Genomic DNA, 22,454 nt, shown 5'->3' on the forward strand with positions numbered 1-22,454 from the left:
CGGCGCCACGCTCTCTTCCAACACCCTCCATGTCGACTCCCTCCCGCAGCGCCGCCCTGTTTGAACGTGCCCAGAAGACCATCCCCGGCGGGGTGAACTCGCCGGTACGCGCCTTCCGCTCGGTGGGCGGCACCCCGCGCTTCATTGCCAAGGCAGCCGGCCCGTACCTGTGGGACGCGGACGGCACCCGCTATATCGACTACGTCGGTTCGTGGGGTCCGATGATCGTCGGGCACGCGCATCCCGAAGTCGTGCGTGCCGTGCAGGACGTCGCGGCCGACAGCTTCTCGTTTGGCGCGCCCACCGAGGCCGAAGTCGTCATGGCCGAGGAAATCTGCAAGCTCGTGCCGTCGATCGAGCAAGTGCGGCTCGTGTCGTCGGGCACCGAAGCGACCATGAGCGCCCTGCGCCTGGCGCGCGGCTTTACCGGGCGCGACCTGATCGTCAAGTTCGAAGGCTGCTATCACGGTCACGCCGACAGCCTGCTGGTCAAGGCCGGTTCGGGCCTGCTGACGTTTGCCGATACGACGCAGAACGCGCCGTCTTCCGCCGGCGTGCCGGAAGACGTGGTCAAGCACACGATGGTGCTGCCGTACAACGACGTCGCCGCGCTGCGTGAGGCCTTTGCCCGCCACGGCAAGGAAATCGCCGCCGTGATCGTCGAGCCGGTGGCCGGCAACATGAACCTCGTGCGTGGCAGCAACGAATTCCACCAGGCCATGCGTTCGCTGTGTACCGAGCACGGCGCCGTGCTGATCTTTGACGAGGTGATGACCGGCTTTCGCGTCGCGCTCGGTTGCGCGCAGGAGCTGTACGGCATCAAGCCGGACCTGACGTGCCTGGGCAAGGTCATCGGCGGGGGCATGCCGGCCGCTGCGTTTGGCGGCCGCCGCGACATCATGGGATTCCTGGCGCCGCTGGGCAACGTGTACCAGGCCGGGACGCTGTCAGGAAATCCGCTGGCCGTGGCAGCCGGGCTCACCACGTTGCGGCTGATTGCGGCGGAGGGTTTCCATGATCGACTGGCCGCGCAAACACGCAAGCTGGTGGATGGGCTGGCCGATATCGCACGTGAAGTTGGCGTGCCGTTTGCCGCGGACAGCGTGGGCGGAATGTTCGGCATCTACTTCCGCGAAGGCGTACCGACGAGCTTTGCTGAAGTGACCAAGAGCGATGTTGGACGCTTCAATGCGTTCTTCCATGCGATGTTGGATCAGGGCGTGTATCTGGCGCCGTCTGCGTTTGAGGCTGGGTTTGTGTCTGCGACGCATGATGATGGGATTTTGGAGGCGACGTTTGAGGCGGCTCGGAAGGCGTTTAGGGCTGTTTGAGCGCTAGTGGTGCATCCCTTGTTTCATCCCCTGCCGGGGCTGACTCACTTTCTTTGGTCTTGCCCAAAGAAAGTAAGCAAAGAAATGCGCGCCCGAGATGGCGAAGGATTCCTTGAATTTATGTCGCAGGGAGGGAGGGGAGGCAAACTCGCTGCGCTCAGACAGCCTCCCCTCTTTTTCCTCCCTGCAACAGAAATTCAAGGCGCCATCTAGGGCAGGAAAGTCAAAGGACAAAGCCACACCCTCGGGGCGCAAGCCCAAACGAAAAGGCCAACCTCGCGACGGGTTGGTCTTTTTCTTTTGACGTTGAGCCCTAGATGGCGCCTTGGATTTTTGTTGCGGGAAGGATAAAGAGGGGAGGCCTGTCTGAGCGCAGCGAGTTTGCCTCCCCTCCCTTCCCGCGACACAAATCCAAGGGGAAGTCGCCATCTCGGGCGCGCCTTTCTTTTGCCTACTTTTCTTTGGCAAGACAAAGAAAAGTAGGTCGTGCCCGGCAGGGTACGAAAAGCAGGTGGACCACCAACAACAAAATCAAACCCGCCCAACCACCTCCACCAACTCCCTCCCCACCCCCTCAGAAACCCCCATCATCGGCGCCCGCAACACATTCCGAATCAACCCCTCGGCAGCCAGCCAAGCCTTCAAAGGCCCAGGGTTCGTCTCGGCAAACAGCAACCGAATCACCGGTGCCAGCGCATGATGCAACCGCCGTGCATCGTTCAACCGCTGCTCCTGCACCGCCCTGGCCATCTCGACAAACAGCTCCGTGCGGACATGCGCGGCAGCAATGATCGCCCCGACACCGCCGGCGCACAGCGTGCCGAACACCTGCGCATCTTCCCCGGCCAGCACCTGCAACCGCCCGTCGGCGATGAGGCGCTGCGTCTTGTCCGCGTCGCCACCGCAATCCTTGATGCCGTGGATGTTGGGATGCGCCGCCAGCGCGAGCAGCGTGTCGGTGTCGATGTTTGCGCCGGTGCGATACGGAATGTCGTACAGCAGCACCGGCACGGGCGAGGCATCGGCCAGTGCGGTGAAGTATTCGATGATCCCGCGCTGCGACGGGCGAATGTAGGAAGGCGCCGGAATCAGAAACGCTGCCGGCCGATGTTCGGCGAGGCGCAGCATTCGCTCGCGTACAGATGCGAGGGCGCTGCCCGAGACGCCCATCACCACGGGCAAACCGTCGGCGGCGGCACGTACCGTATCCAGCACGTCGGCCTGTTCCTGATCCGTCAGCGCTGCGGCTTCGCCGGTACTGCCACACGCCACGAAACCGGCAACGCCCAGCGCGCGGTACCGCACCACTAATGTATACAGGGCGCCGTAGTCGACTGACCGTGCCGCGTCATCGGCAAACGGCGTCACGATGGGCACCCAGATGCCCGCATAAGACGGGCATTCGCGGGTGGACAGATGGGTGGATGCATTTTCAAGCACGACAACACTCCTGGACGAATCAACGACCGGTCAAAGAACCGTCAGAAGCGCTTCGGGAATGCGGCCCCGCGAGATGCGGGTGAGAGGCAACCGTGTCCAACGTATCGGTCAACCGCTGTTCCGTCGCCCATCTGACGGAACAGCGCTCCGGTCAGACGAGCGGCTGTTTGGTGGCTTTTTTGGCGCGCGCGAGCGTCGACATGGCCGACAGGCTGAATGCCGGTGCCGTGCTAATCGACGAGAAAGGGGAAATCGCGCGCATGGAAATTGTCAAAAAAGTCCCCATACCGTACTGATGTGTGACTGGGGCGTCAAGCGCATAAGCTAAAGTGCGCTGGAACGTCGTGAGGCGCTGTCAGTCTCATGCCACATTCTTTTCGGATTCAAGATCTAGAGGATTTCATGACCCCTGCCCTGACCTTCCGCTCGACGCGTTTTTCGGTGCTGCGCTGGCTGGCACTGTCGTTGGCCGTGCTCGCCGCACCGTTTTTGTCTGCGTGCGGCTACAACGATTTCCAGGCGAAGGACGAAGCCACCAAAGCGGCCTGGGCCGAGGTGGTCAACCAATACCAGCGCCGTGCCGACCTGATTCCGAACCTCGTCAACACGGTCAAGGGCTATGCCTCGCACGAGAAGGACACGCTGGAAGCCGTGACCAAGGCCCGCGCCGCGGCCACCAGCTTCCAGATCACGCCGGAGGTGCTGAACGACCCGGCGGCCTTCCAGAAATTCCAGCAGGTGCAGGGCGAGCTTTCGAGCGCGCTGTCGCGCCTGATGGCCGTGTCGGAAAACTACCCGCAGCTCAAGGCTGACCAGTCGTTCCGTGATCTGCAATCGCAGCTCGAAGGCACCGAGAACCGCATTACGGTGGCGCGTCAGCGTTACATCAAATCGGTGCAGGACTACAACGTGCTGGCCCGTAGCTTCCCGACCAACCTGACGGCCAAGGTGATGGGCTACCAAGTCAAGCCGAACTTCACGGTCGAGAACGAGAAGGGGATTTCCACCGCCCCGGCAGTGAAGTTCTGACGAGCTGATGACCATGTCGATGCGCGCGCGTGCCTGCTTCGCCTTCTTGCTGACTGCAGCCCTGTGGCTGGCTGCCGCGCTGTCTGCGCACGCGCAAAGCGACATGGTGGCCGTGCCGCCGCTGGCCGCGCGCGTGACCGACCTGACCGGCACGCTCAGCGCCGAGCAGAAGAGCGCGCTCGAACAGGTGCTGGCCGATTACGAGCAGCAGCGCGGCAGCCAGATCTTTGTGCTGATGGTGCCGTCCACCGCGCCGGAACCCATCGAGGCGTATGGCATTCGCGTGGCCGATGCGTGGAAGGCCGGCCGCAAGGGCGTGGACGACGGCGCGATCATCCTCATCGCCAAGGACAACCCGGCCTCGCTGCGCAAGATGCGTATCGAGGTGGGGCGCGGCCTGGAAGGTGCGCTGACGGACGCGCAATCCAAGCGTGTCCTGCAGGACGTGATGGCGCCGCACTTCCGCCAGGGCGATTTCTACGGCGGGCTGTCGGCGGGTATCTCGGCCATCCAGACCGTGATTGCCCAAGAAAGCCTGCCGCCGGCCGAGCGGGCGAAGCGTCAGCAATCTGGCGGCGGCATCGGCGATTGGCTGCCGGTGCTGTTTCCGCTGGCGATCATCGTGTTCTTCGTGCTGAGCGCGGCCATGCGCTCGGGCGGGCGCGTCACGGGCAGCCTGCCCGGCCGGCCCGGATCGCGCGTGGTGATGGGCAACCGCGGCTGGGGCCCCGGCACCATCGGCGGCCTGGGTGGCGGATTGGGCGGCGGCCTCGGCGGTGGCTGGGGACGCGGCGGCGGTGATTTCGGCGGCGGCAGTGGCGGTGGCGGCGGCTTTGGCGGCGGCGGCGGTGGCGATTTCGGTGGCGGTGGCGCCTCCGGCAACTGGTAACAGGCAGCAGGTAACGGCATCCATGGCTTCCAAGACCCGACACCACCACGGCGCGCGCCGTGCCCTCACCCACCTGCTGACGACTTCGTCGCATGCCAGGCGCGCGTTTCCGCCGGCCGATCTGCAAAAGCTCGAAGCCGCCGTGCGAGAAGGCGAACAACGCCATCGCGGCGAAGTGCGTGTCGTCATCGAAAGCTCGCTGCCGGTGCGCGACGCGTGGGCCGGTGTGTCGCCGCGTCACCGCGCCCGCATGCTGTTCGGGCTGCTGGAGGTGTGGAACACGCGCGAGCACGTTGGCGTGCTGCTCTACATCAACCTGGCCGATCACGCGGTTGAGATCCTGGCCGACCACGGTATCGCCGCCAAAGTGGACGCTCACGCCTGGTGCACCATCTGCGAGACCATCACACGCGGCTTTGCGCAGCGCGTGGCCATGGCGCCGGTGCTCGATGCGCTGGCGCAGATCAACGACCTCCTCGCCGCACACGTGCCTTCCGATGGCACGCCGCGCACCAATGAGCTGAGCGACCGGCCAGTCGTGCTGTAACGGCCCCGCGCTTCGTTCGTTTCCTTCTCTCCTTCCTCTGCCGTGCCCGGTCATGTTTCAGAAGTGAAACGGTTTTGACACATCGGGCCGCATCACGCCTGTCGGCCGCGCGCTTAATCCTTCCATACGAGGGAATGACCAGCGGCGCATCGGGCGTCAAGCTCAGGCCAAGGCTTTGCCGTAGGCCACCTCTCCGATACAGCACGCCTTTTTTCCTGCAGCACGCCCATAACACGCCTCGCGGCCACACCGTGCTGGACGTCGCCGATGCATCGCATCTTGTCTTGGCAAAGGCCCGATGTTTCATCAATGCACGCATTGCGGCGCTTGGCACCGATGGGGGCTTACCCGCGGGTTTTTGCGGCGCACAAATCGCATGCATCACTTTCACGTTTGGTATTTGCGCAAAACCTTCCATAGGCATCGTTTGCTGTATCGCAGGCGGCACAAAGTGCGCGTAACGCCCGGGATACACGCGCTGGCCAGTTGCCTGGGCTGGACACGGGCTCGCCTGCCCAGCCATTGAAAATCAAGGACTTAGCGGCAATGGCACGTTCGTCGCTCTGTTGCTCCCGCCGACATAGCAGCACGGTGTTTCGGAAAGACAAGACAGAACCGACGCACACCTGAGGGGGTGGGACGTGGAAACCAAAGACCAACACATCAAGCGTCGCCAGACCGGTGCAGCCAGCGTGGAATACGCGCTGCTGCTGGTGATGGTGGCCTTGGTGCTGATTGCCGTCATGGCGAGCGTCGAAACCAGCGTGGGCGATTTCTGGAGCAACGCGGCATCGGTGTTGATGACACCCGGCGGGTTCGGATCATCGGGTTCGCAGGGCGGTGGTTCGGGTGGTTGATATTCCAAGGCCTGGGTAGCGCGCAATCGCACCACGGGCCGGTAGCACACAGCGCATGCCAGACGAGCAGCGCAGCGAACAGAACAGAAGACGTACGGGGAAGTTGTGAACGCGCTGGCACAAAGAGGCCAGCCGGCTGCAGGGACCGGCAACCCGCCGGGAGCGTCTGCGGTGAACACGGAAGTTGTTGCACTTTCAGGCGTGAGCCGGTCCCTGGAGGAATGGTGGACCAGCCCACGGCGCCCAGTGGACACCTGCTGCGATTTGCGGCGATGTCCGGGCGAGCGACCACCAGCGGCCACGCCGGTGCGAGCCCTGAGAACTGGTGAAGTCGGGGGAGCCTCTTGGTGTTGTCGTGCTCCGGAACATGCTGGCCTTCGCGCCGGTGTGGCACCGGTGTGCGCACACGATCTCCGGAACCCCTGGTTTGGCCTTGGCCGGCTTGTCTGGCCAGAACCCAGCGCCCGATCTTCAGCGGTGCGCCTTTCCTTGAACCATGACGTGAGGAGATTGAAATGAAAGCCATGATCAAGCGTTTCGTGCGCGAAGAAGACGGTGCAGCCGGCGTGGAATACGCACTGCTGCTGGCCTTTGTGGCTCTGGTGATGGTGACCTACGGGACCACCGTCAAGACCGCGGTCGGCGCCATCTGGAATTCGATCGCAACCCAGCTGTCGACGGCCGCCGCCTGAGCAGTGCCAGTGCGCCCAGGTCAGGTCCGGCAGCCCCGGGCCTGATCCGGCCGAATACACGCTGGCCCGCGGCACCCGATGCCGCGCGGACAGCCAGAACAATCGCCCGAGAGGAACCCGAGATGACCACCCTGACAAGCCTGAGCGCCCTGGCGAACCTCAGCCTGATCGTGCTCATCGTGATGGCCGCAGCGAGCGACGTGCGCTCGCGCCGCATCCCGAACTGGCTGGTGGCATCGGGTCTCGTGGCAGCGCTTCTCGCGCAATGCCTCACACAGGGCTTCACCGCTGGCGCGCTCGCCTGGCTCGGTGGCGCAGCGGTGGGCATGGGCCTGTGCATCGGCGTCTATCTGCTCGGTGGAATGGGCGCCGGCGACGTGAAGCTGATGGGCGCGATCGGCGCCTTCATGGGGCCCTTCGGCGCCTTCCACATTGCCTTCGTGAGTTTTCTGGCAGGCGGGGTGCTCGCGCTTGCCATGGTGTTGCTGCGCCGTGACGCGCAACGCTCGTTTGCAGGAGTTTCAACGCTGCTGATGTCGCTGCCGTTCGGTGGCAAGGCCGTGCCTTCGCCGGACAGCGGGGGCAAGCGCAGCGGAACGATCCAGTTGCCGTACGCGGTGGCGTTTGCCGCAGGCACGTTACTGGTGAAGTGGGGAGTGTTGTAGCCGAGGGGGAAACACCTGACGCGTGCCGATGCGGTGCAAGACAAGCACACGGCGTCGCCGCAGTCAGCCTGACGGAATGAACGCCACCAGGCACGCGCCAGACACACAAGGCATCAAGGACCACGCAAGAACGGTCCAGGACCGGGGAGAAGTGACATGCGTCAATCCAGTCGCACCATCGGGCAAGCCAGGACCTGCGCGGCACCCCATCGCCACGCCTGTGGACCGCGTCCATCCTGGCACGCACCGCCCGCCTCCCCCTCTTCTTCGGCTGACCGGCGCCTTGGCCGGCCGTGCATGCCCGCTACGTGTCTTCGGACCAAGTGGCGGTGGGATTGAGAACCATCTGAGTGGGGTTGGGAAATGAAAAACCTGCGCATTCTCTCCATGTTGCTGATTGCCACGATCGCCGGCCTTGCGGCGGTGGTCTTCGCCTCGCGCTGGCTCACGCAGCAAAGCAGCAGCGGCATCACCAAGGTGGCCGTGGCCGCCGCCGACATTGACCTCGGCCAGCGCCTGTCGCCCGACTTCATCAAGGTGGTGGACTGGCCGACCGCCAGCCTGCCGCCGGGCGCCATCTCCGACACGCAAGCGCTCAGCGGCCGCGTCGTGCGCGCCAGCCTGACGCGCGGCGAGCCGGTACTGGAATCGAAGCTCACGCCGCAAGGCACCGCGGGCGGTTTGTCGGCCGTCATTGCCGACGGCAAACGCGCCATCACCGTACGGGTGAATGACGTGGTGGGCGTGGCGGGCTTCGCGCTGCCGGGCAGCTACGTCGACATCATCGTCAACACGCTGCAAGACAACAAAGACGGCAAGGCAGCGGCGAGCGATCGCTCCGATCAGTCGATCTCGAAGATCGTGCTGGAAAAGATCCTGGTGCTGGCCGTCGCGCAAGAGGTCAACCGCGACGACACCAAGCCCAAGGTCGTGAACGCCGTCACGCTGGAAGTCACACCGGAACAAGCCGAGAAGCTCGACCTCGCACGCAGCGTGGGCACGCTCTCGCTGGTGCTGCGCAACCAGGTCGACCCGCAACCCGCCGATACCAGTGGCGCGACCAAGAGCACGCTGCTCAAGGAGCCCAAGATCACGGCGGCCGTGGCGGTGCCGGTGGTCAAGACGGTGCAGGTGGTACGCCGCGTGGCTGCTGCGCAGCGCGCACCCGGCAACTGCATCGGCGTGATTGCCGGCGTGGATCACGGCGCCGAGTGCTTCTGAAGCGAAGCGCATCACTCAAAACTCACGGGCAACGATCAACAACACAACAGGAAGAACAGACCAAAGGCCCCAGGAAGAGGGCTCCGGCACGGTCACAGGCAACACATAACCGGCCTTGTCTTGCAGAACAACCAATCTGGGGGATCACCATGAACCGACTCATCACGCAACGCGGCGAGACACGCTGCATGGGGACGTACATGAAGGCGACTGCAGCCGCAGTGGCCATGTTGGGGGGGCTTTGGGCAGGTGCGGCGCACGCGCAGGTCGGTGTGGAATCCGCCATCCTGACCAATAACGCGGCGGCGCCCGCCAAGCCGATGCGCATGTCGGCCAGCGGGCCGATCCAGCTGACCATCGGCAGCGCAAGCAACGCTGAAGCCAGCCGCGATTCGGCACCCAAGGGGCCGAACTGCACCGGCGCCATGCGCGAACACAGCGAGGTGACCGTCCCCATCGGCAAGTCGACGATGGTGCAGCTGCCGGAAGCCGTACGCAGCCGCACCGTCGGCAACCCGCGCGTGGTGCAGGCGATGCTGGTGTCGCCGCAGACGCTGTACGTGCTGGGGCTGGAAGTCGGCTCCACGAACATGATCGTGCAGGGCCGCAGCGGATCCTGCACGGTGATCGACGTGTCGGTGGGCGCAGACCCGGCCGGCCTGCAAGCCGCACTGCGCCGCCTGGTGCCGGGCGCGAAGAACGTCGAAGTCTCTGCCGCCGCCGACAGCATCGTGCTGGGCGGCACGGTGAGCGACTCGGTGCAGGCGCAGAAGATCGTCGACATCGCCAATGCGTTTGTCACGCGTCAGTCGCGCGGCCCCGTGCGCGAAGAAGGCGGCGGTGGTCAACAAGCCACCGGCCAGATGAATGCCGGCGGGCAGAACGGCGCACCGCTGCGCAGTCCGCGCATCATCAACATGATGGCGGTCGAAGCCCCGCAACAAGTGATGCTGGAAGTGAAGGTGGCGGAAGTCTCCAAGACCCTGATCGACCAGATGGGCTCGGCGCTCAATGTGGCCGGTGCCTTTGGCAGCTGGTCGGTCGGCGCGCTCGCCAACTTCCTGTCGGGCTCCAACGACATCGTCAACTTCAGCAAGAACAACCGCCTGCCGCTGAAGTTCGCCCTGGATGCGCAGAAGGGGGACGGGCTCGTCAAGGTGTTGGCGGAGCCGAGCCTGATGGCCATCAGCGGGCAGGAAGCGAGCTTCCTTGCCGGCGGCAAGATCTTCATTCCTGTCGCGCAAGGGGGCTCCGTGGGCGGTGTCTCCACCATCGTGCTGCAGGAAGAAACGTTCGGCGTGGGCCTGCGCTTTACGCCCACGGTGATGGAAAACGGCCGCATCAACCTGAAGGTTTCGCCTGAAGTTTCGGAGCTGTCCCCGACCGGTGTATCGGTCACCTCGCCCAGCACCAACAACACGCAGATCCTGCCGCTGATCACCACGCGGCGTGCCTCCACCACGCTGCAGGTGCATGACGGCCAGAGCTTTGCCATCGGCGGGCTGATCAAGAACAACATCACGGGCAGCCTCAAGGCCATCCCCGGTGTCGGCGAGTTGCCGGTGATCGGCGCCCTGGCGCGCAGCACAAGCTTCCAGCAGGACCAGACGGAGCTGGTGTTCGTGGTCACGCCGCGCCTGGTCAAGCCGCTGCCCGCCGATTACCCGCTGCCGACGGATACGTTCGGTCAGGTCAACACGGGCGAGATCCTGCTCAACGGCAACATGGAAGGGCACAAGGCCAAGCCGGTCAAGGCACCGGCCGCGATGGCCGCCCCGGCTTCCGCGCTGCCGGCACCAAAGGCCACTGAAGCTGCACCTGCAGCGGCCGCAGCGCCCGCAGCCCAACCTGTTCAAGCGCCAGCCCCCACCGCGAACGCACCGGCTGCAGCCGACACCGCAGCCGAAGCGCAAGCCCCCGCAGCCGCCACGGTACCTGCTGCACCGGCCGACAACGGCACGCCGCCCGCGCCGGCTCCCATGGCGCCGGCACCGAACGCACGCCGCTTTGTGTCGATGGGCGAACAGCCCTTCCACGATTGACCCGACCGCAACCTTCAAGGAGACGATCATGAACATCACTTCGAAGCTGGCGCGGGCCGGACTCTGCAGCGCAATCGCCCTCACCCTGGCTGGCTGCATGACGACCACCCCGGAGTACGACAAGCACTTCGGTGAGGCCGTCCGCTCGGTGCAGGCCATGCAGACGCTCAACCCGAATGCATCGGCCAACACCAACCCGGTCACGGGCGTCGACGGCCGTGCCGCCACCGCCGCCATGGATCGCTACAACACCCAGTTCGTCAAGCCGTCGGCCGATGTCAGTGCCTTCACGGTGGGTGTGGGATCGGGCAGCAGCCTGAGTTCGCAAGACCGGTAGATCGCACCACGCACGAACGCTGCAAGAACGCTGAAAGAGGAAAACGCGCCGCCGCCCGCGGCGCGTCACCAGACGCTCACAGGAGCCCGGCCATGGCCAAGATCGCTCTCGTATCCGCCGACGAATCGCACCTGCAATACCTCGCGGGGCTGATTGCGCAGGCCACCAGCCACGTCGTTCAGCGCACGTGCGCCGCCCCGGCCAAGGCACTCGGCCAGCCAGGGCTCGCGCAGGGCGCCGATCTGCTGATCCTGGAAGCCGCCACCTTCAGCGCCGACGACATCCAGCAGCTGCGCCGCCTGACGACGGACCGCCCCGACACGCTCTGCATGCTGCTGACGGAAAACCCGTCTGCCGACCTGCTGATGCGGGCCATGCGCGCGGGCGTGCAGTGCGTGCTGCCGTGGCCGCCCGACGCGCACGAGTTTCGCGACGAGCTGCAGCGCTGCACGAGCCACGCGCTGTCCGGCTCGCGCAACGAGGGCCAGGTGCTGTCGTTCCTGTCGTGCAAGGGCGGCAGCGGTACCACCTTCACCGCCGCCAACTTTGCGCATGTGCTCAGCGCACGGCATGGCAAGCACGTGCTGCTCGTCGATCTCTGCCAGCAATACGGCGACGCCGCCTTCCTGGTGACGGACCAGACCCCGCCGGCAACGCTGGCCAATGTCTGCAACCAGATTGACCGGCTCGATGCCGCCCTGCTCGATACCTGCGTCACGCATGTCGGCCCCGACTTCGACGTCCTGGCCGGCGCGGGTGACCCGATCAAGGCCGGCGAGATCAAGGCGATGCATCTGGAACGCCTGCTGACTCTCGCTGCATCGATGTACGACGTGGTCGTGTTCGACCTGGGGCAGGACATCAACCCGGCGTCGATCCTGGTGCTGGACCACAGCAGCGCGATTTACGCCGTGCTGCAACTGAATCTCGCCTACCTGCGTGCCGGCCGCCGCCTGATGGAGATCTGCCACTCGCTCGGTTATCGCGCAGAACGGCTGAAGCTCATCGTCAATCAGTACGACAAGCGCGTGTCGTTCACGCAGAACACCCTGGAAAGCGCCTTCGGGATGCCGGTCTCGCATGTGCTGCCGTATGACCCGGCTACCGTGCGCGACTCCGTCAACCAGGGGCGCCCCGTGCTCGATGTGGCCGAGAACAGCCCGATCAGCCGCGCGCTGACGGACATGGCGCGGCAGCTCTTCCCTGCCACGCAGCCGCAGCGTGACGGCCTGCTGCGCAAGCTGTTCGGCCATGCAAACCAAGTGCCGGCGCCCGTGCGCGCCTGACGCGTGCCTAACCCATCGATCGATCGCGTGGAGCCCATCATGTCATTGCGAGAACAACTCTTTCAGCAAGCCGGCGAAGCGCTACCGCAACGCGTCGCGTACGCCAATGGCTCAACCGGTCACACCAGCGCGGCCTATCAGCAAGTGGCGCAGGACGTGCACCAGATCATCATCGACCGCGTGGAACTGAGCCGCCTGCAGCAGCTCACGCCCGAGCAGATCAAGCGCGAACTGGCGCAACTGGTCGAACGCATCGTCGACGAAGGCAAGCACCAGCTCAATGAAAGCGAGCGCCGCCGCCTCGTCTCCGACGTGCAGGACGAGATGCTCGGCTACGGCCCGCTCGAACCGCTGCTGGCCGACCCGACCGTCTCCGACATCCTCGTCAACACGCACAAGTATGTGTACGTCGAACGCCGCGGCAAGCTCGAGCTGACCAGCGTGACCTTCCACGACGACGCACACCTGATGCGCGTGATTGAAAAGATGGTGTCGCGCGTTGGCCGCCGCATCGATGAATCGAGCCCGATGGTCGATGCGCGGCTGCCCGATGGCTCCCGCATCAACGCGATCATCCCGCCTTCGGCGATCGATGGGCCGCTGCTGTCGATCCGGCGTTTTTCCGTCAACCCGCTGACGATCCAGGACCTGGTCAACTTCCGCACGATGACGCCGGAAATGGCGCAACTGCTCGACGCGATGGTCAAGGCCAAGCTGAACATCCTGATCTCGGGCGGCACGGGCAGCGGCAAGACCACGTTGCTGAACATCCTGTCGGGCTACATCCCGGCAAACGAACGCATCGTCACCATTGAAGATGCGGCCGAACTGCAACTGCGCCAGAACCATGTGCTGCGCCTGGAAACGCGCCCCGCCAACATCGAAGGCCGCGGCGAGATCACGCAACGCTCGCTCGTGAAGAACGCCCTGCGGATGCGGCCCGATCGCATCATCCTCGGCGAAGTGCGCGGCGCTGAAGCGCTCGACATGCTGCATGCGATGAACACCGGGCACGAAGGGTCGCTCGCCACCATTCACGCGAACACACCGCGCGATGCGCTCACGCGGCTCGAGAACATGGTCAGCATGGCGGGCCTGCAACTGCCGACCAAGACGATGCGCCAGCAGATCACCTCGGCACTGACCGTGGTGGTGCAGGTCACCCGCCTGACCGACGGCAATCGCAAGCTGGTCAGCGTGCAGGAGATCACCGGCATGGAAGGCGACGTCGTGAACATGCAGGAGATCTTCACCTTCCGCCGCAAGGGCATCGACGCGGACGGCCGCATCAAGGGCCACTTCTGCGCGACGGGCGTGCGGCCCAAGTTTTCGGAGCGTCTGCAGGCCTTCGGCATCCATCTGCCCGAGACGCTGTACGACCCCTCAGTGCAATACGAGGTCTAAAGGAGAACCGACATGGACACCATGGTGATCGGTTTCACGCTCTCGGTTTTCGTGGCCATTGTGCTGGGCGTATCCGCTGCGTATCTGTGGTGGGACAGCCGCCACAGCCAGACCGCCAAGCGCCTGAGCCAGCGGCTGAAGATGGCGCTGCTCAGCAGCGCACGGCACGGCGCAGACGAGAGCATCCTCAAGCAGCGCGTGCTGGCGGAATCGCCCGAAGTGGCGGCACTGCTGGGCCGGTTGCCACGCGTCAATCGGCTCGACCTGCTGTTGCTGCAATCGGGGCTGGACTGGTCCGTCGCCCGCTTTCTGGCGCTGACGCTTGTGGTGCCCGTGGTGGTGTTCATCGGCATCTCGCCGCTCAATCCACCGTTGGTCGCATCGCTTGCATTGGCCGCTGCGGGCGCCTCGTTGCCGCTATTCTACGTGCTGCATCGACGCACGCGCCGGCTGATGAAGCTCGAAGCGCAACTGCCGGAAGCCACCGACCTGATCAGCCGCGCGTTGCGGGCCGGCCACTCGCTGCCGAGCGCGCTCGAGATGGCGGGCGATGAACTGCCGCAGCCGATCGGCGCCGAGCTGGCGATGGTGTTCAGCCAGATCAACTACGGCGTCTCGTTGAACGACGCACTCGCCGGCCTGATCGACCGCGTGCCGGTGGACGACCTGCGCTACCTGGTGATCGCCATCCTCATCCAGCGCGAATCCGGCGGCAACCTGGCCGAGATCCTGGACAACGTGGGCTCGCTCATTCGCAAGCGCCTGCAATTGCTCGACAAGGTGCGCGTGCTCTCGGCGGAGGGTCGGCTCGGCGGCTGGATCCTGACGGCGCTGCCGCCAGGCATGGCAATCGTGGTCTACCAGTTGAACCCCGAGCTGATGTCGGTGCTGTGGAAAGACCCGAGCGGCATTCACATGATGTGGTCCGCCATTGTGATGACGTGTGTGGGCGTGCTGTGGATTCGGCAGATCGTGCGCATCCACATCTAAAGCGCCGTAGGAAAAGAACAGAATTCGGAGGCAGGGGCAGCCCTGAACGGACATGCAGATCGCACAGACAGTCTTGCTTGGCGGTACGTTCATCATCGTCTTCGGCGCAGTGCTGGTTGCGCTCAACGTCCTGCGGCCGAGCGTGCTGCAGCGTCGTCTCGGGCAAATCGATCGCGAAGCACCCAGCCTCGTGCCGCACGATCCCTCCAACGACTGGCTTCACAAGATCGGCCAGATTGCCAAGCCGCTGGCCAAGGCGTCGCTGCCCAAAGACGGCTGGGATGCCTCGAACCTGCGCACGCGCTTCGTGCATGCCGGATGGCGCTCTCCGGAAGCCCCGGCCATCTACTTCGCCATCAAGACGGTGCTGGCGGTCGGCCTGCCGCTGCTGCTGTCTGGGGCGCTCATTGGCCGCTTTGATGCCACCCACCAGAATGAGCTTCTGAGTGTGCTGTTCGGTGCCGCGCTGCTCGGCTTCTATCTGCCGAACATCGTGCTGCGCGCAAAGATCCGCCGCCGCCAACGCGACATCTTCGAAGCGTTTCCCGACAGCCTGGACCTCATCATGGTGTGCGTGGAAGCGGGCCTCGGGCTGGATGCCGCCGTGCTGCGCGTGGTGGAAGAAATGCGCACCGCGCGCCCCGCGTTGGCCGAAGAGTACGAACTGCTGACACTCGAGCTGCGGGCCGGCCTAGCACGGGAAAAAGCCCTGCGCAACCTGGCGGCCCGCACCGGCGTGGAAGACGTCAGCATGCTGGTGGCCATGCTGATCCAGGCCGACCGCTTCGGCACCAGTGTGGCGGATTCGCTGCGCGTGCATTCGGACATGCTGCGCACCAAGCGCCACATGCTGGCTGAAGAACGCGCCGCCAAGATCGGCACCAAGATCCTCTTCCCGCTGATCTTCTGCATCTTCCCGTCACTGTTTGTCGTGCTGCTGGGCCCCGCTGCCATCCAGGTGATTGGCGCACTGCGCTCGGTCGCGGCCCAGCAGTAAATCGAAGTCAAACAGTCGACCCGCCATCGCTTCAAGGAGACCATCATGCGCTCCCGTGCCTCCCAACGTACCGCGCACCGCCCTGCCCGCACCCGCAAGATGCGCGGCGCGGCCGGCGTCGAGTTCGCCCTGGTCTTTCCGATCCTGCTGCTGGTGGTGTTCGGCATCGTCGAATTTGGTGCGGCGTGGTACGACAAGGCCGTCATCACCAATGCGAGCCGCGAGGCCGCGCGCGCGGGCGTGGTCTTCAGCTCGCCAGTGCCGACCAGCACCAAGATCCAGAGCGTGGCGACCAACTACTGCCAGAACCGCCTGGTGACATTCGGCGCGGCGGCCAACTGCACGGTCGGGGCGGTGACGACCTGCTCGGCCACCGGCAATCCACTCACGGTTACGGTGTCGTACACGTTCACCGGGTTGGTCCTGGGCCACCTGGCACCCTTCACGGGGTCGCTGGCGATGAGCGCGCAGACCACCATGCTCTGCGAGTAACCCGCAGCTCCTGCACTGTGCGAGGTGTGCCATGACCCAGCAAGCCCTCTCTCTACGGCAACGCGGCGCGGTTGGAATGATTGCCCCGATGTTGCTGGTTGTCTTCCTGTCCGTCGGTGCCATCGCCGTCGACGTGGCGCACCTGTATGTGGTGCGCAATGAGCTGCAGAACGCGGCGGACGCGGCGGCGCTGGCAGGCGCGGCGGGGCTCAACCCGATCAGCCCCACGCCGCAGTGGAGCAACGCCGTCACCAAGGGCACCAACGCCGTCACGCTCAATGCTTCTGATGGCACAAAGCTCGCCACCGGCACGGTCACGGCCGGCTACTGGAACCTGACCGGCACCCCTGCCGGCATGCAGGCGCAAACCATCACACCGGGAACGAACGACGTGCCAGGCGTGCAAGTCACCATTACGCGCGCATCGGGCGTCAACGGTGGCGCCGTCAAAGGCTGGTTGACGTGGGTGTTTGGCGGCGGCACAGCGGACATCCGCGCCACGGCGGTCGCTGTCATTGCCGCGCCGGGCACGGCCAACCCGGGGGCGCTGTTTCCGGTGGCGCTCAACAAGTGCCTGTTCGATCTGTACTGGAACTACACCACCAATCAGCCGCTGAATGATCCGTCGACCGGCAAGCCATACGTAATCGACATTGATGCCAGCTACCCGCCCGGCAGCAACACCTGCGCCAGCGGCGAGTGGACGGGCTTTGGCGGCGCCACCGACGCCAACACCGAAAAAGGCCTGGTCGCAAGCGGCAACCCGACCACCGTGAGTATTGGCGACACCATCAACATCTCCACCGGCGTGAAGACCAGCGTCTATAACGCGATCCCCGCGCTGCCCTACACCGTCACGATGCCGGTGGTAGCCAACGTTGTGCCCGGGTCGAGTTCGCCTGTGGTGGCATTTGCCGGCTTCACGATCACAAAGGTCTCCACCAACGGCACGCACTCGTACATCGAGGGCAACTTCACCACGAACACGAAAGTCAGCGGCGGCGGTTCCGGCACAAACTACGGCGCCTATGTGCCGCCGCGCCTCGCGAACTAGGCTCACAGACCATTCACGGGGAAAGCGCCATGGTCCAGTCGAATCAACAGCAACACGCGCAGCCGGTCGCCGATCGTCATTGGATCAACGCCGACACCGTGCGCAAAGGCAGCAAGCTGGCGCTCGCTGTCTTCCTGCTGATCTTCGCGCTGGGTGCGTGGGTGACGAACGGCTTCACGGATACGCGCATCACTGGGCCCGCGTCGGACTTCTCGGTCTTCTGGGGCGCATCGCACATCGCCCTCCATGGTCACCCGCTCGACGCCTACGACATCGACAAGATCATGGTGGTAATCAACCAGTTCGGCACGCTGGAAGCGGGCAGCGAGCGCATCCTGCCGTGGCTCTATCCGCCGACCTTCCTGCTGGTGGTGCTGCCGTTGTCGCTGTTGCCGCTGTGGCCGAGCTATCTGCTGTTCATGCTGGCCAGCGGCGGCCTCTATGTGAAGGCCACAACCCGGCTGCTTGGTGACAAGGTGGATGCGCGCCAGCACGCGTGGATGTCGGTGGTCAGCTCGCCGGCCGTGTTCGTGACGGTGCTGATGGGACAGAACTCGATGCTCACCGCGGGGCTGGCCGCTACGGCCGTGGCATGGCTCGACAAGCGGCCCGTGCTGGCCGGCATCGCTATTGGCCTGCTCGCCATCAAGCCGCAACTGGCGCTGCTGTTTCCGGTGGTACTGCTGGTCATCCGCGCATGGAAGACGATGGCCAGCGCGGCAGTCACCGCCGTGCTGTTCGCCGCCATCAGCATTGCCGTCTGCGGCTGGGACACCGTGCCCGCCTTCATCCAGAGCGCGCACTGGGCCGAGACCAACCTCGTCGAGCACGGCGGCACCGCGTGGTATGTCATGCCGACTTTCCTGGCGGCGGCGCGCGCAGCCGGCATCGGTATCAAGCTGGCCTATGCGATTCAAATGTCGGTGGCCGTACTGGCAACGCTTGCCACCGCCATCGTGTGGCGCCGCACGAGCGATACCGGGCTGCGTGTTGCTGCGCTGGCAACCGCCACGCTGCTCATCTCGCCTTATGTGCGGGCGTATGAACTGACGTGGCTCGTCGTGGCGATCGCAGGCTACGTCAGCCATGGCATTCGCTTCGGTCTGTCGGGCATGGAGCGCGGGCTGCTGGTTGCGGCATGGCTGCTGCCGGTATTCGAATTCACCAATCCGCTGTTCCAGCTACCGCAGGTCGGGCCGTTCTTCCTGGTGGCGATGATGGCGATGACCGTGCACCGAACGCTCACGCACGCACGCGTGCACACCGCCACCAGCGCCAAGTCCGGCCTGCCGGCTACGACAACCATGCCGGCAGCGGCGAGCGCACGCACCACCGCATAAGTATCGACAGACCAGTCATAGGTCTGCATATCGTCATCAAAGTTTTGGGGGAAGTCATGCAACCGAATCATCAAGACCCACACGACGCGCCACTGCTTTCCCTCGTCGTACCGTTCTACAACGAAGGCGATGCGCTGCACCTGTTCTTCGCCCGCGTGGTGCCGATCCTGGAATCGATCGACAGCATGCAGTTCGAGATCGTGTGCGTGAACGATGGCAGTGCAGACGACACGCTCGCCAAGCTCGTCGCCGTGTCGCATGCTGACCCCCGCGTGCGGGTGGTGGACCTGACCCGCAATTTCGGCAAGGAAGCGGCACTGACCGCCGGCCTGGACGACGCGCAGGGCGATGCCGTCATCCCCATCGATGCGGACCTGCAGGATCCGCCGGAGCTGATCCCCACGCTGGTCGCGCACTGGCGCAAAGGCGCCGAAGTCGTGCTGGCGCAGCGCGCCAACCGCGCCTGCGATTCGTTCCTCAAGCGCGTGACAGCCGCCGCTTATTACCGCATCCACAATCGCCTGTCCGACCTGAAGCTGCCTGAGAACGTGGGCGACTTCCGGCTGATGGACCGCGCCGTGGTCAACGCGCTCAAGCAACTGCCCGAGCGGCACCGCTTCATGAAGGGCCTGTTTGCCTGGGTCGGTTTCAGCACGGTCATCGTGCAGTACGAGCGTGAGAAACGCAGCGCGGGCACGTCAAAGTTTTCTGGCTGGCGGCTTTGGAACTTCGCGCTGGAAGGCATCACGAGTTTCAGCACGCTGCCGTTGCGTAGCTGGACGTATCTCGGTGCGCTCGTTGCTGCGCTGGCGTTCTGCTATGGCGCGTTCATCATCCTGCGCACGATGATCTTCGGCGTGGTGGTGCCGGGCTACGCCTCGGAGCTATCGCTGATGCTGTTCTTCGGCGGGCTGCAGATGATCGGCCTGGGAATGATCGGCGAATACGTCGGCCGCATCTATGACGAAGCGAAGGGCCGCCCCATCTACCTGGTCAAGCGCCGCTACCAGGAGCGTCGCCCGCGCACCCGCGTACCGAGCATCAACAACCGGCAAGTGATCCCGATTGCCAGCGCTCGCCCGCGCCAGCCGCAAGGAGAACGCCAGCGCAGCCACGCCGCACGGCGTTGATGCCAACCGGAGACGCATCATGCGACACGCAGAATCGAGCGTCATGAACACCTTGGCCGGCGTGCTGCCGCTGCCGGATCGCATGTTGCTGATCCGCGTGTTCCGCTTTGGGGTGTCTGGGGTCGTCGCCACCGGCGTGCATGTGGCGATTGCCACGGCGCTCATCAGCGGCGTCTCCGCAACGCAGGTCACCGCCAACGGCGCGGCGTTTGTGTGCGCCAATGTGTGCTCGTACCTGCTCAATGCCCTGTGGAGTTTTTCGGCCAAGCCGGCGCGCGCCAACTTTCTGCGTTTCTACGCCGTCTCGCTGCTGGGCCTGGCGCTGACGCTGGCAATTTCGTGGTGCGCGCAGACGCTGGGCTTGAGCTATTGGACTGGACTGGCGGGCATCCTGTCGACGGTGCCACCGCTGACCTTTGTGCTGCACCGGTTCTGGACGTTCCGCTGACGCAGCTACGTGCTCCGGGTCAGTCGGCGTCGCCGCTGTCGCTGCCGCCGTGCGTGCGGTCGAAGCGGCGCAGCGTGTCGATGCGCTCGCGCGTGAGCGGGTGTGACGAAAAGAATGCCGAGGCATCGTCATCGCTGGCAGCCTCGGGCTTCTTCGCAGCCTCTGCCTTGCGCGTGCCGCCATGCGTGTCTTCCAGCGCCTGCAGCACATCGGCAAACGCGCCGACAGACAGGCCGTTCTCCTGCAACAGCAGCGCGGCATAGCGGTCGGCGTCGCGCTCGTAGTCACGCGAATAGCGCAGCGTCAGCAGCGCCGCCGGCACGCCTGACAGGATCGTCGAGACATCGCCAAACAGCAGCGCCGCCGTTGCCCCAATGGCCGACGACTGAATCACCTGCCGCAACCCGTGGCGATATTCAACGTGACCCGCCTCGTGCGCCAGCACACCCGTCAGGCCGTCGCCCTCGCCCACCAGCTTGACCAGCGCGTCGGTCACGACGATGTCGCCGCCGGGCAGCGCAAAGGCATTCGCGCCGATGTCGGCATCCCGAAACACGATGTGATACGTGTGCGTGGCCTGCGGCGGCCGGTGCAGCGCGGCAAAGCGTGCGCGGATGCGGTCCTGCTGCGCAACGGGCAGCTTGCTCGGCCGGAGCCAGCGCTCATCCATGGCTTTGAGCGTGCTGCGCCCGAGCTGAGCCTCGGCGCGCTGCGGCACCATATTGGCCACGACCTTCGCACCCCACGGCAAACCGTAGCGATACCCCAGCGCCAGCACCACCACCATGGCCAGCAGCGAGCCCAGCGCCAGCTTCCAGCTGTTCTGCGCCAGCACGACCCAGCCCTCGCGATAGCCGGTGCGATGCAGCAGCGCATTCAGCGAGGTCTGCTCCGCCGGGTCGTTGATCTCGCAAAACGCGCCGTCTTCGAAGGTGATCAAGCGCGGTGCATGCTTGACGCGCTCCGACACCCGCAGCGTAGAGAGCGGCGCGCGGCGCAGCACCGTGCCTTCAGGCTCGAACAGCACCGCCTCGCCCGCCTCGACGGCAAGGCGCACGGGTTGCGCGCGCGAAGTACGGCCGTCGAAGTAGGTCGCGAGAATCACAGCGGGTGCCCTTGCCTTGCCGCGCGTTTACAGCGCGATATCGATGTCGTACCAGTCCACCGTCGCGTCGCCCAGGGCGCCCACGTTGGTGGTTTCACCGGCAACGAAGGTATCGAGCGAACCGGCCGCGATCATGGTCACCGAGTCGAGCTTGTAGCGTGCCGTGCGCACACGTGCAAACGGCGTGAACAGGCCGATGGTGATCAGGATCAGCACCGCATTCGACACGAAGATCCAGAACAGCTTGCCCGCACCCACCTGGCTCTGGAAGCGATGCGCGCCCAGCGTGGTGTGGTTCCACACCACGTTCTGCAGGCGCGACAGGAAATACGGCGTCAGGAACAGCATCGCGGCATACATGAACAGGCCGATGACGATGAAGCCGAAGATCTGACCCACGCCCGGCGCGCGGTGCAACGACACGCCCAGGAGCAGCGCGAGGCACGAGGCCACCACGAACGCCAGTATCGCCAGCCCGAAGGTGCGCAGATACACGCCATAGAAGTTGCCCGGCGTGCCGGAAAAATCGAACTGCGCGGTACCAAAGCGCGTGTTCTTGTGCTGGAAGCGCTTGAAGCGCTGGTGCGCCAGCGGTGCGAGCAGGTACAGCGACAGCACGCTCAAGATCGGCCACACCAGGAACACCATGTAGCCCTCGGCATCCTTGCCCGTAAAGGCAAAGCGCAGGCCGCGGTAGCTGGAATTGGCCATGCGGAAACGCAGCGAGCGTACAAGCAGCCACGGAAACGCCGCAGCCATCACGATCAGCAACGCCAGTCCCAGCAGCGGCGACGAATGACCGAGCAGGTTGAACGCAAACGCCAGCACGAAGATGATCGCGCGGCCCTTGAGAATGGCGATCGGGCTGCCGTGGTAATCGAAGCTCGACCCTGCCAGTTGCGTGTTGCGATAGAAATACTGCAGCGTGCGCACCTTCGCCCAGGCCGAGTAGATGCCCAGCGTGACGATGGTCAGCAGCAGGTTGACGATCCAGATGCGGAAGTACTCCGAGCCGCTGCCGATAAAGCGCAGTCGCAAGGGTTGCGATGCAGCTGCGGGGGGGCCACCCGGGGCGCTGCCCAGGACGGACTCGCGTGCGATGTCGTTCATCTGTATTCCCTTCCCTGAGTTGTTGTCGTGCCCCGCTTCAGGACGCTC

23 protein-coding genes are annotated in these 22,454 nt (G+C 64.8%); 20 read left to right on the plus strand and 3 right to left on the minus strand.

Annotated features, from left to right (window positions below):
• Positions 1-29: 29 nt before the first annotated feature.
• Positions 30-1,331, plus strand: coding sequence for a glutamate-1-semialdehyde 2,1-aminomutase (hemL, locus tag N511_RS0103550; protein WP_027678030.1), 1,302 nt, complete (start codon positions 30-32; stop codon positions 1,329-1,331).
• A 531-nt stretch (positions 1,332-1,862) separates the two neighbouring features.
• Here hemL and dapA read toward each other — a convergent pair.
• Positions 1,863-2,771 (minus strand): 4-hydroxy-tetrahydrodipicolinate synthase, encoded by a 909-nt coding sequence (gene dapA / locus N511_RS0103555; protein WP_027678031.1) that lies wholly within the window; start codon positions 2,769-2,771, stop codon positions 1,863-1,865.
• 92 nt (positions 2,772-2,863) lie between these two features.
• Here dapA and N511_RS0103560 point away from each other — a divergent pair, with 92 nt between their 5' ends.
• The 19 genes from N511_RS0103560 (at position 2,864) to N511_RS0103650 (ending at position 20,191) form a co-directional block, all read left to right on the plus strand.
• Positions 2,864-3,067 carry a hypothetical protein gene (locus N511_RS0103560; protein WP_027678032.1) on the plus strand — a complete coding sequence of 68 codons (204 nt, stop codon included), beginning with the start codon at positions 2,864-2,866 and terminating at the stop codon, positions 3,065-3,067.
• Between the two features lie 106 nt (positions 3,068-3,173).
• The gene (locus N511_RS0103565; protein ID WP_012761321.1) at positions 3,174-3,800 is read left to right on the plus strand and encodes a LemA family protein; all 627 of its coding nucleotides are present in this window, start codon (positions 3,174-3,176) and stop codon (positions 3,798-3,800) included.
• A gap of 13 nt (positions 3,801-3,813) precedes the next feature.
• Positions 3,814-4,689 carry a TPM domain-containing protein gene (locus tag N511_RS0103570; RefSeq protein ID WP_027678033.1) on the plus strand — a complete coding sequence of 292 codons (876 nt, stop codon included), beginning with the start codon at positions 3,814-3,816 and terminating at the stop codon, positions 4,687-4,689.
• A 22-nt stretch (positions 4,690-4,711) separates the two neighbouring features.
• Positions 4,712-5,236 carry a TPM domain-containing protein gene (locus tag N511_RS0103575; protein ID WP_027678034.1) on the plus strand — a complete coding sequence of 175 codons (525 nt, stop codon included), beginning with the start codon at positions 4,712-4,714 and terminating at the stop codon, positions 5,234-5,236.
• Positions 5,237-5,877: 641 nt separating this feature from the next.
• Positions 5,878-6,093, plus strand: coding sequence for a Flp family type IVb pilin (locus tag N511_RS23685; RefSeq protein ID WP_051530820.1), 216 nt, complete (start codon positions 5,878-5,880; stop codon positions 6,091-6,093).
• 515 nt (positions 6,094-6,608) lie between these two features.
• A complete protein-coding gene (locus N511_RS0103585) occupies positions 6,609-6,785 on the plus strand; it encodes a Flp family type IVb pilin (RefSeq protein WP_027678035.1) in 177 nt (58 codons plus the stop codon).
• Between the two features lie 122 nt (positions 6,786-6,907).
• Positions 6,908-7,450: a prepilin peptidase gene (locus tag N511_RS0103590; protein WP_051530821.1), complete on the plus strand. Its 543-nt coding sequence runs from the start codon at positions 6,908-6,910 to the stop codon at positions 7,448-7,450.
• Between the two features lie 363 nt (positions 7,451-7,813).
• Positions 7,814-8,671 carry a Flp pilus assembly protein CpaB gene (gene cpaB / locus N511_RS0103595; RefSeq protein WP_027678037.1) on the plus strand — a complete coding sequence of 286 codons (858 nt, stop codon included), beginning with the start codon at positions 7,814-7,816 and terminating at the stop codon, positions 8,669-8,671.
• A 149-nt stretch (positions 8,672-8,820) separates the two neighbouring features.
• On the plus strand, positions 8,821-10,713 hold the full coding sequence (locus N511_RS0103600; RefSeq protein ID WP_027678038.1) for a type II and III secretion system protein family protein: 1,893 nt from the start codon (positions 8,821-8,823) through the stop codon (positions 10,711-10,713).
• A 28-nt stretch (positions 10,714-10,741) separates the two neighbouring features.
• Positions 10,742-11,050 (plus strand): hypothetical protein, encoded by a 309-nt coding sequence (locus tag N511_RS0103605; protein ID WP_027678039.1) that lies wholly within the window; start codon positions 10,742-10,744, stop codon positions 11,048-11,050.
• 92 nt (positions 11,051-11,142) lie between these two features.
• Positions 11,143-12,336 carry an AAA family ATPase gene (locus N511_RS0103610; protein WP_027678040.1) on the plus strand — a complete coding sequence of 398 codons (1,194 nt, stop codon included), beginning with the start codon at positions 11,143-11,145 and terminating at the stop codon, positions 12,334-12,336.
• Positions 12,337-12,375: 39 nt separating this feature from the next.
• On the plus strand, positions 12,376-13,740 hold the full coding sequence (locus N511_RS0103615; protein ID WP_027678041.1) for a CpaF family protein: 1,365 nt from the start codon (positions 12,376-12,378) through the stop codon (positions 13,738-13,740).
• Between the two features lie 12 nt (positions 13,741-13,752).
• Complete coding sequence (locus N511_RS0103620; protein ID WP_027678042.1) at positions 13,753-14,730, plus strand: type II secretion system F family protein; 978 nt, start codon at positions 13,753-13,755, stop codon at positions 14,728-14,730.
• A 52-nt stretch (positions 14,731-14,782) separates the two neighbouring features.
• Positions 14,783-15,727 carry a type II secretion system F family protein gene (locus N511_RS0103625; RefSeq protein ID WP_027678043.1) on the plus strand — a complete coding sequence of 315 codons (945 nt, stop codon included), beginning with the start codon at positions 14,783-14,785 and terminating at the stop codon, positions 15,725-15,727.
• Between the two features lie 45 nt (positions 15,728-15,772).
• A complete protein-coding gene (locus N511_RS0103630; RefSeq protein WP_027678044.1) occupies positions 15,773-16,219 on the plus strand; it encodes a TadE/TadG family type IV pilus assembly protein in 447 nt (148 codons plus the stop codon).
• A gap of 31 nt (positions 16,220-16,250) precedes the next feature.
• The gene (locus N511_RS0103635; RefSeq protein WP_027678045.1) at positions 16,251-17,273 is read left to right on the plus strand and encodes a TadG family pilus assembly protein; all 1,023 of its coding nucleotides are present in this window, start codon (positions 16,251-16,253) and stop codon (positions 17,271-17,273) included.
• A 29-nt stretch (positions 17,274-17,302) separates the two neighbouring features.
• Complete coding sequence (locus N511_RS0103640; protein ID WP_027678046.1) at positions 17,303-18,613, plus strand: glycosyltransferase family 87 protein; 1,311 nt, start codon at positions 17,303-17,305, stop codon at positions 18,611-18,613.
• Between the two features lie 56 nt (positions 18,614-18,669).
• Positions 18,670-19,743, plus strand: coding sequence for a glycosyltransferase family 2 protein (locus tag N511_RS0103645; protein WP_027678047.1), 1,074 nt, complete (start codon positions 18,670-18,672; stop codon positions 19,741-19,743).
• Positions 19,744-19,762: 19 nt separating this feature from the next.
• Complete coding sequence (locus N511_RS0103650) at positions 19,763-20,191, plus strand: GtrA family protein (RefSeq protein ID WP_027678048.1); 429 nt, start codon at positions 19,763-19,765, stop codon at positions 20,189-20,191.
• Between the two features lie 19 nt (positions 20,192-20,210).
• Here N511_RS0103650 and N511_RS0103655 read toward each other — a convergent pair whose 3' ends face one another.
• Together N511_RS0103655 and N511_RS0103660 are read right to left on the minus strand one after the other, a co-directional pair.
• Positions 20,211-21,296, minus strand: a complete 1,086-nt coding sequence (locus N511_RS0103655) for a M48 family metallopeptidase (RefSeq protein WP_027678049.1) — start codon at positions 21,294-21,296, stop codon at positions 20,211-20,213.
• Between the two features lie 27 nt (positions 21,297-21,323).
• On the minus strand, positions 21,324-22,406 hold the full coding sequence (locus tag N511_RS0103660; RefSeq protein ID WP_027678050.1) for a YjgN family protein: 1,083 nt from the start codon (positions 22,404-22,406) through the stop codon (positions 21,324-21,326).
• Positions 22,407-22,454: the final 48 nt, after the last annotated feature.

This window comes from Ralstonia sp. UNC404CL21Col (assembly GCF_000620465.1).
GTDB classification, from domain to species: Bacteria; Pseudomonadota; Gammaproteobacteria; order Burkholderiales; family Burkholderiaceae; genus Ralstonia; species Ralstonia flatus.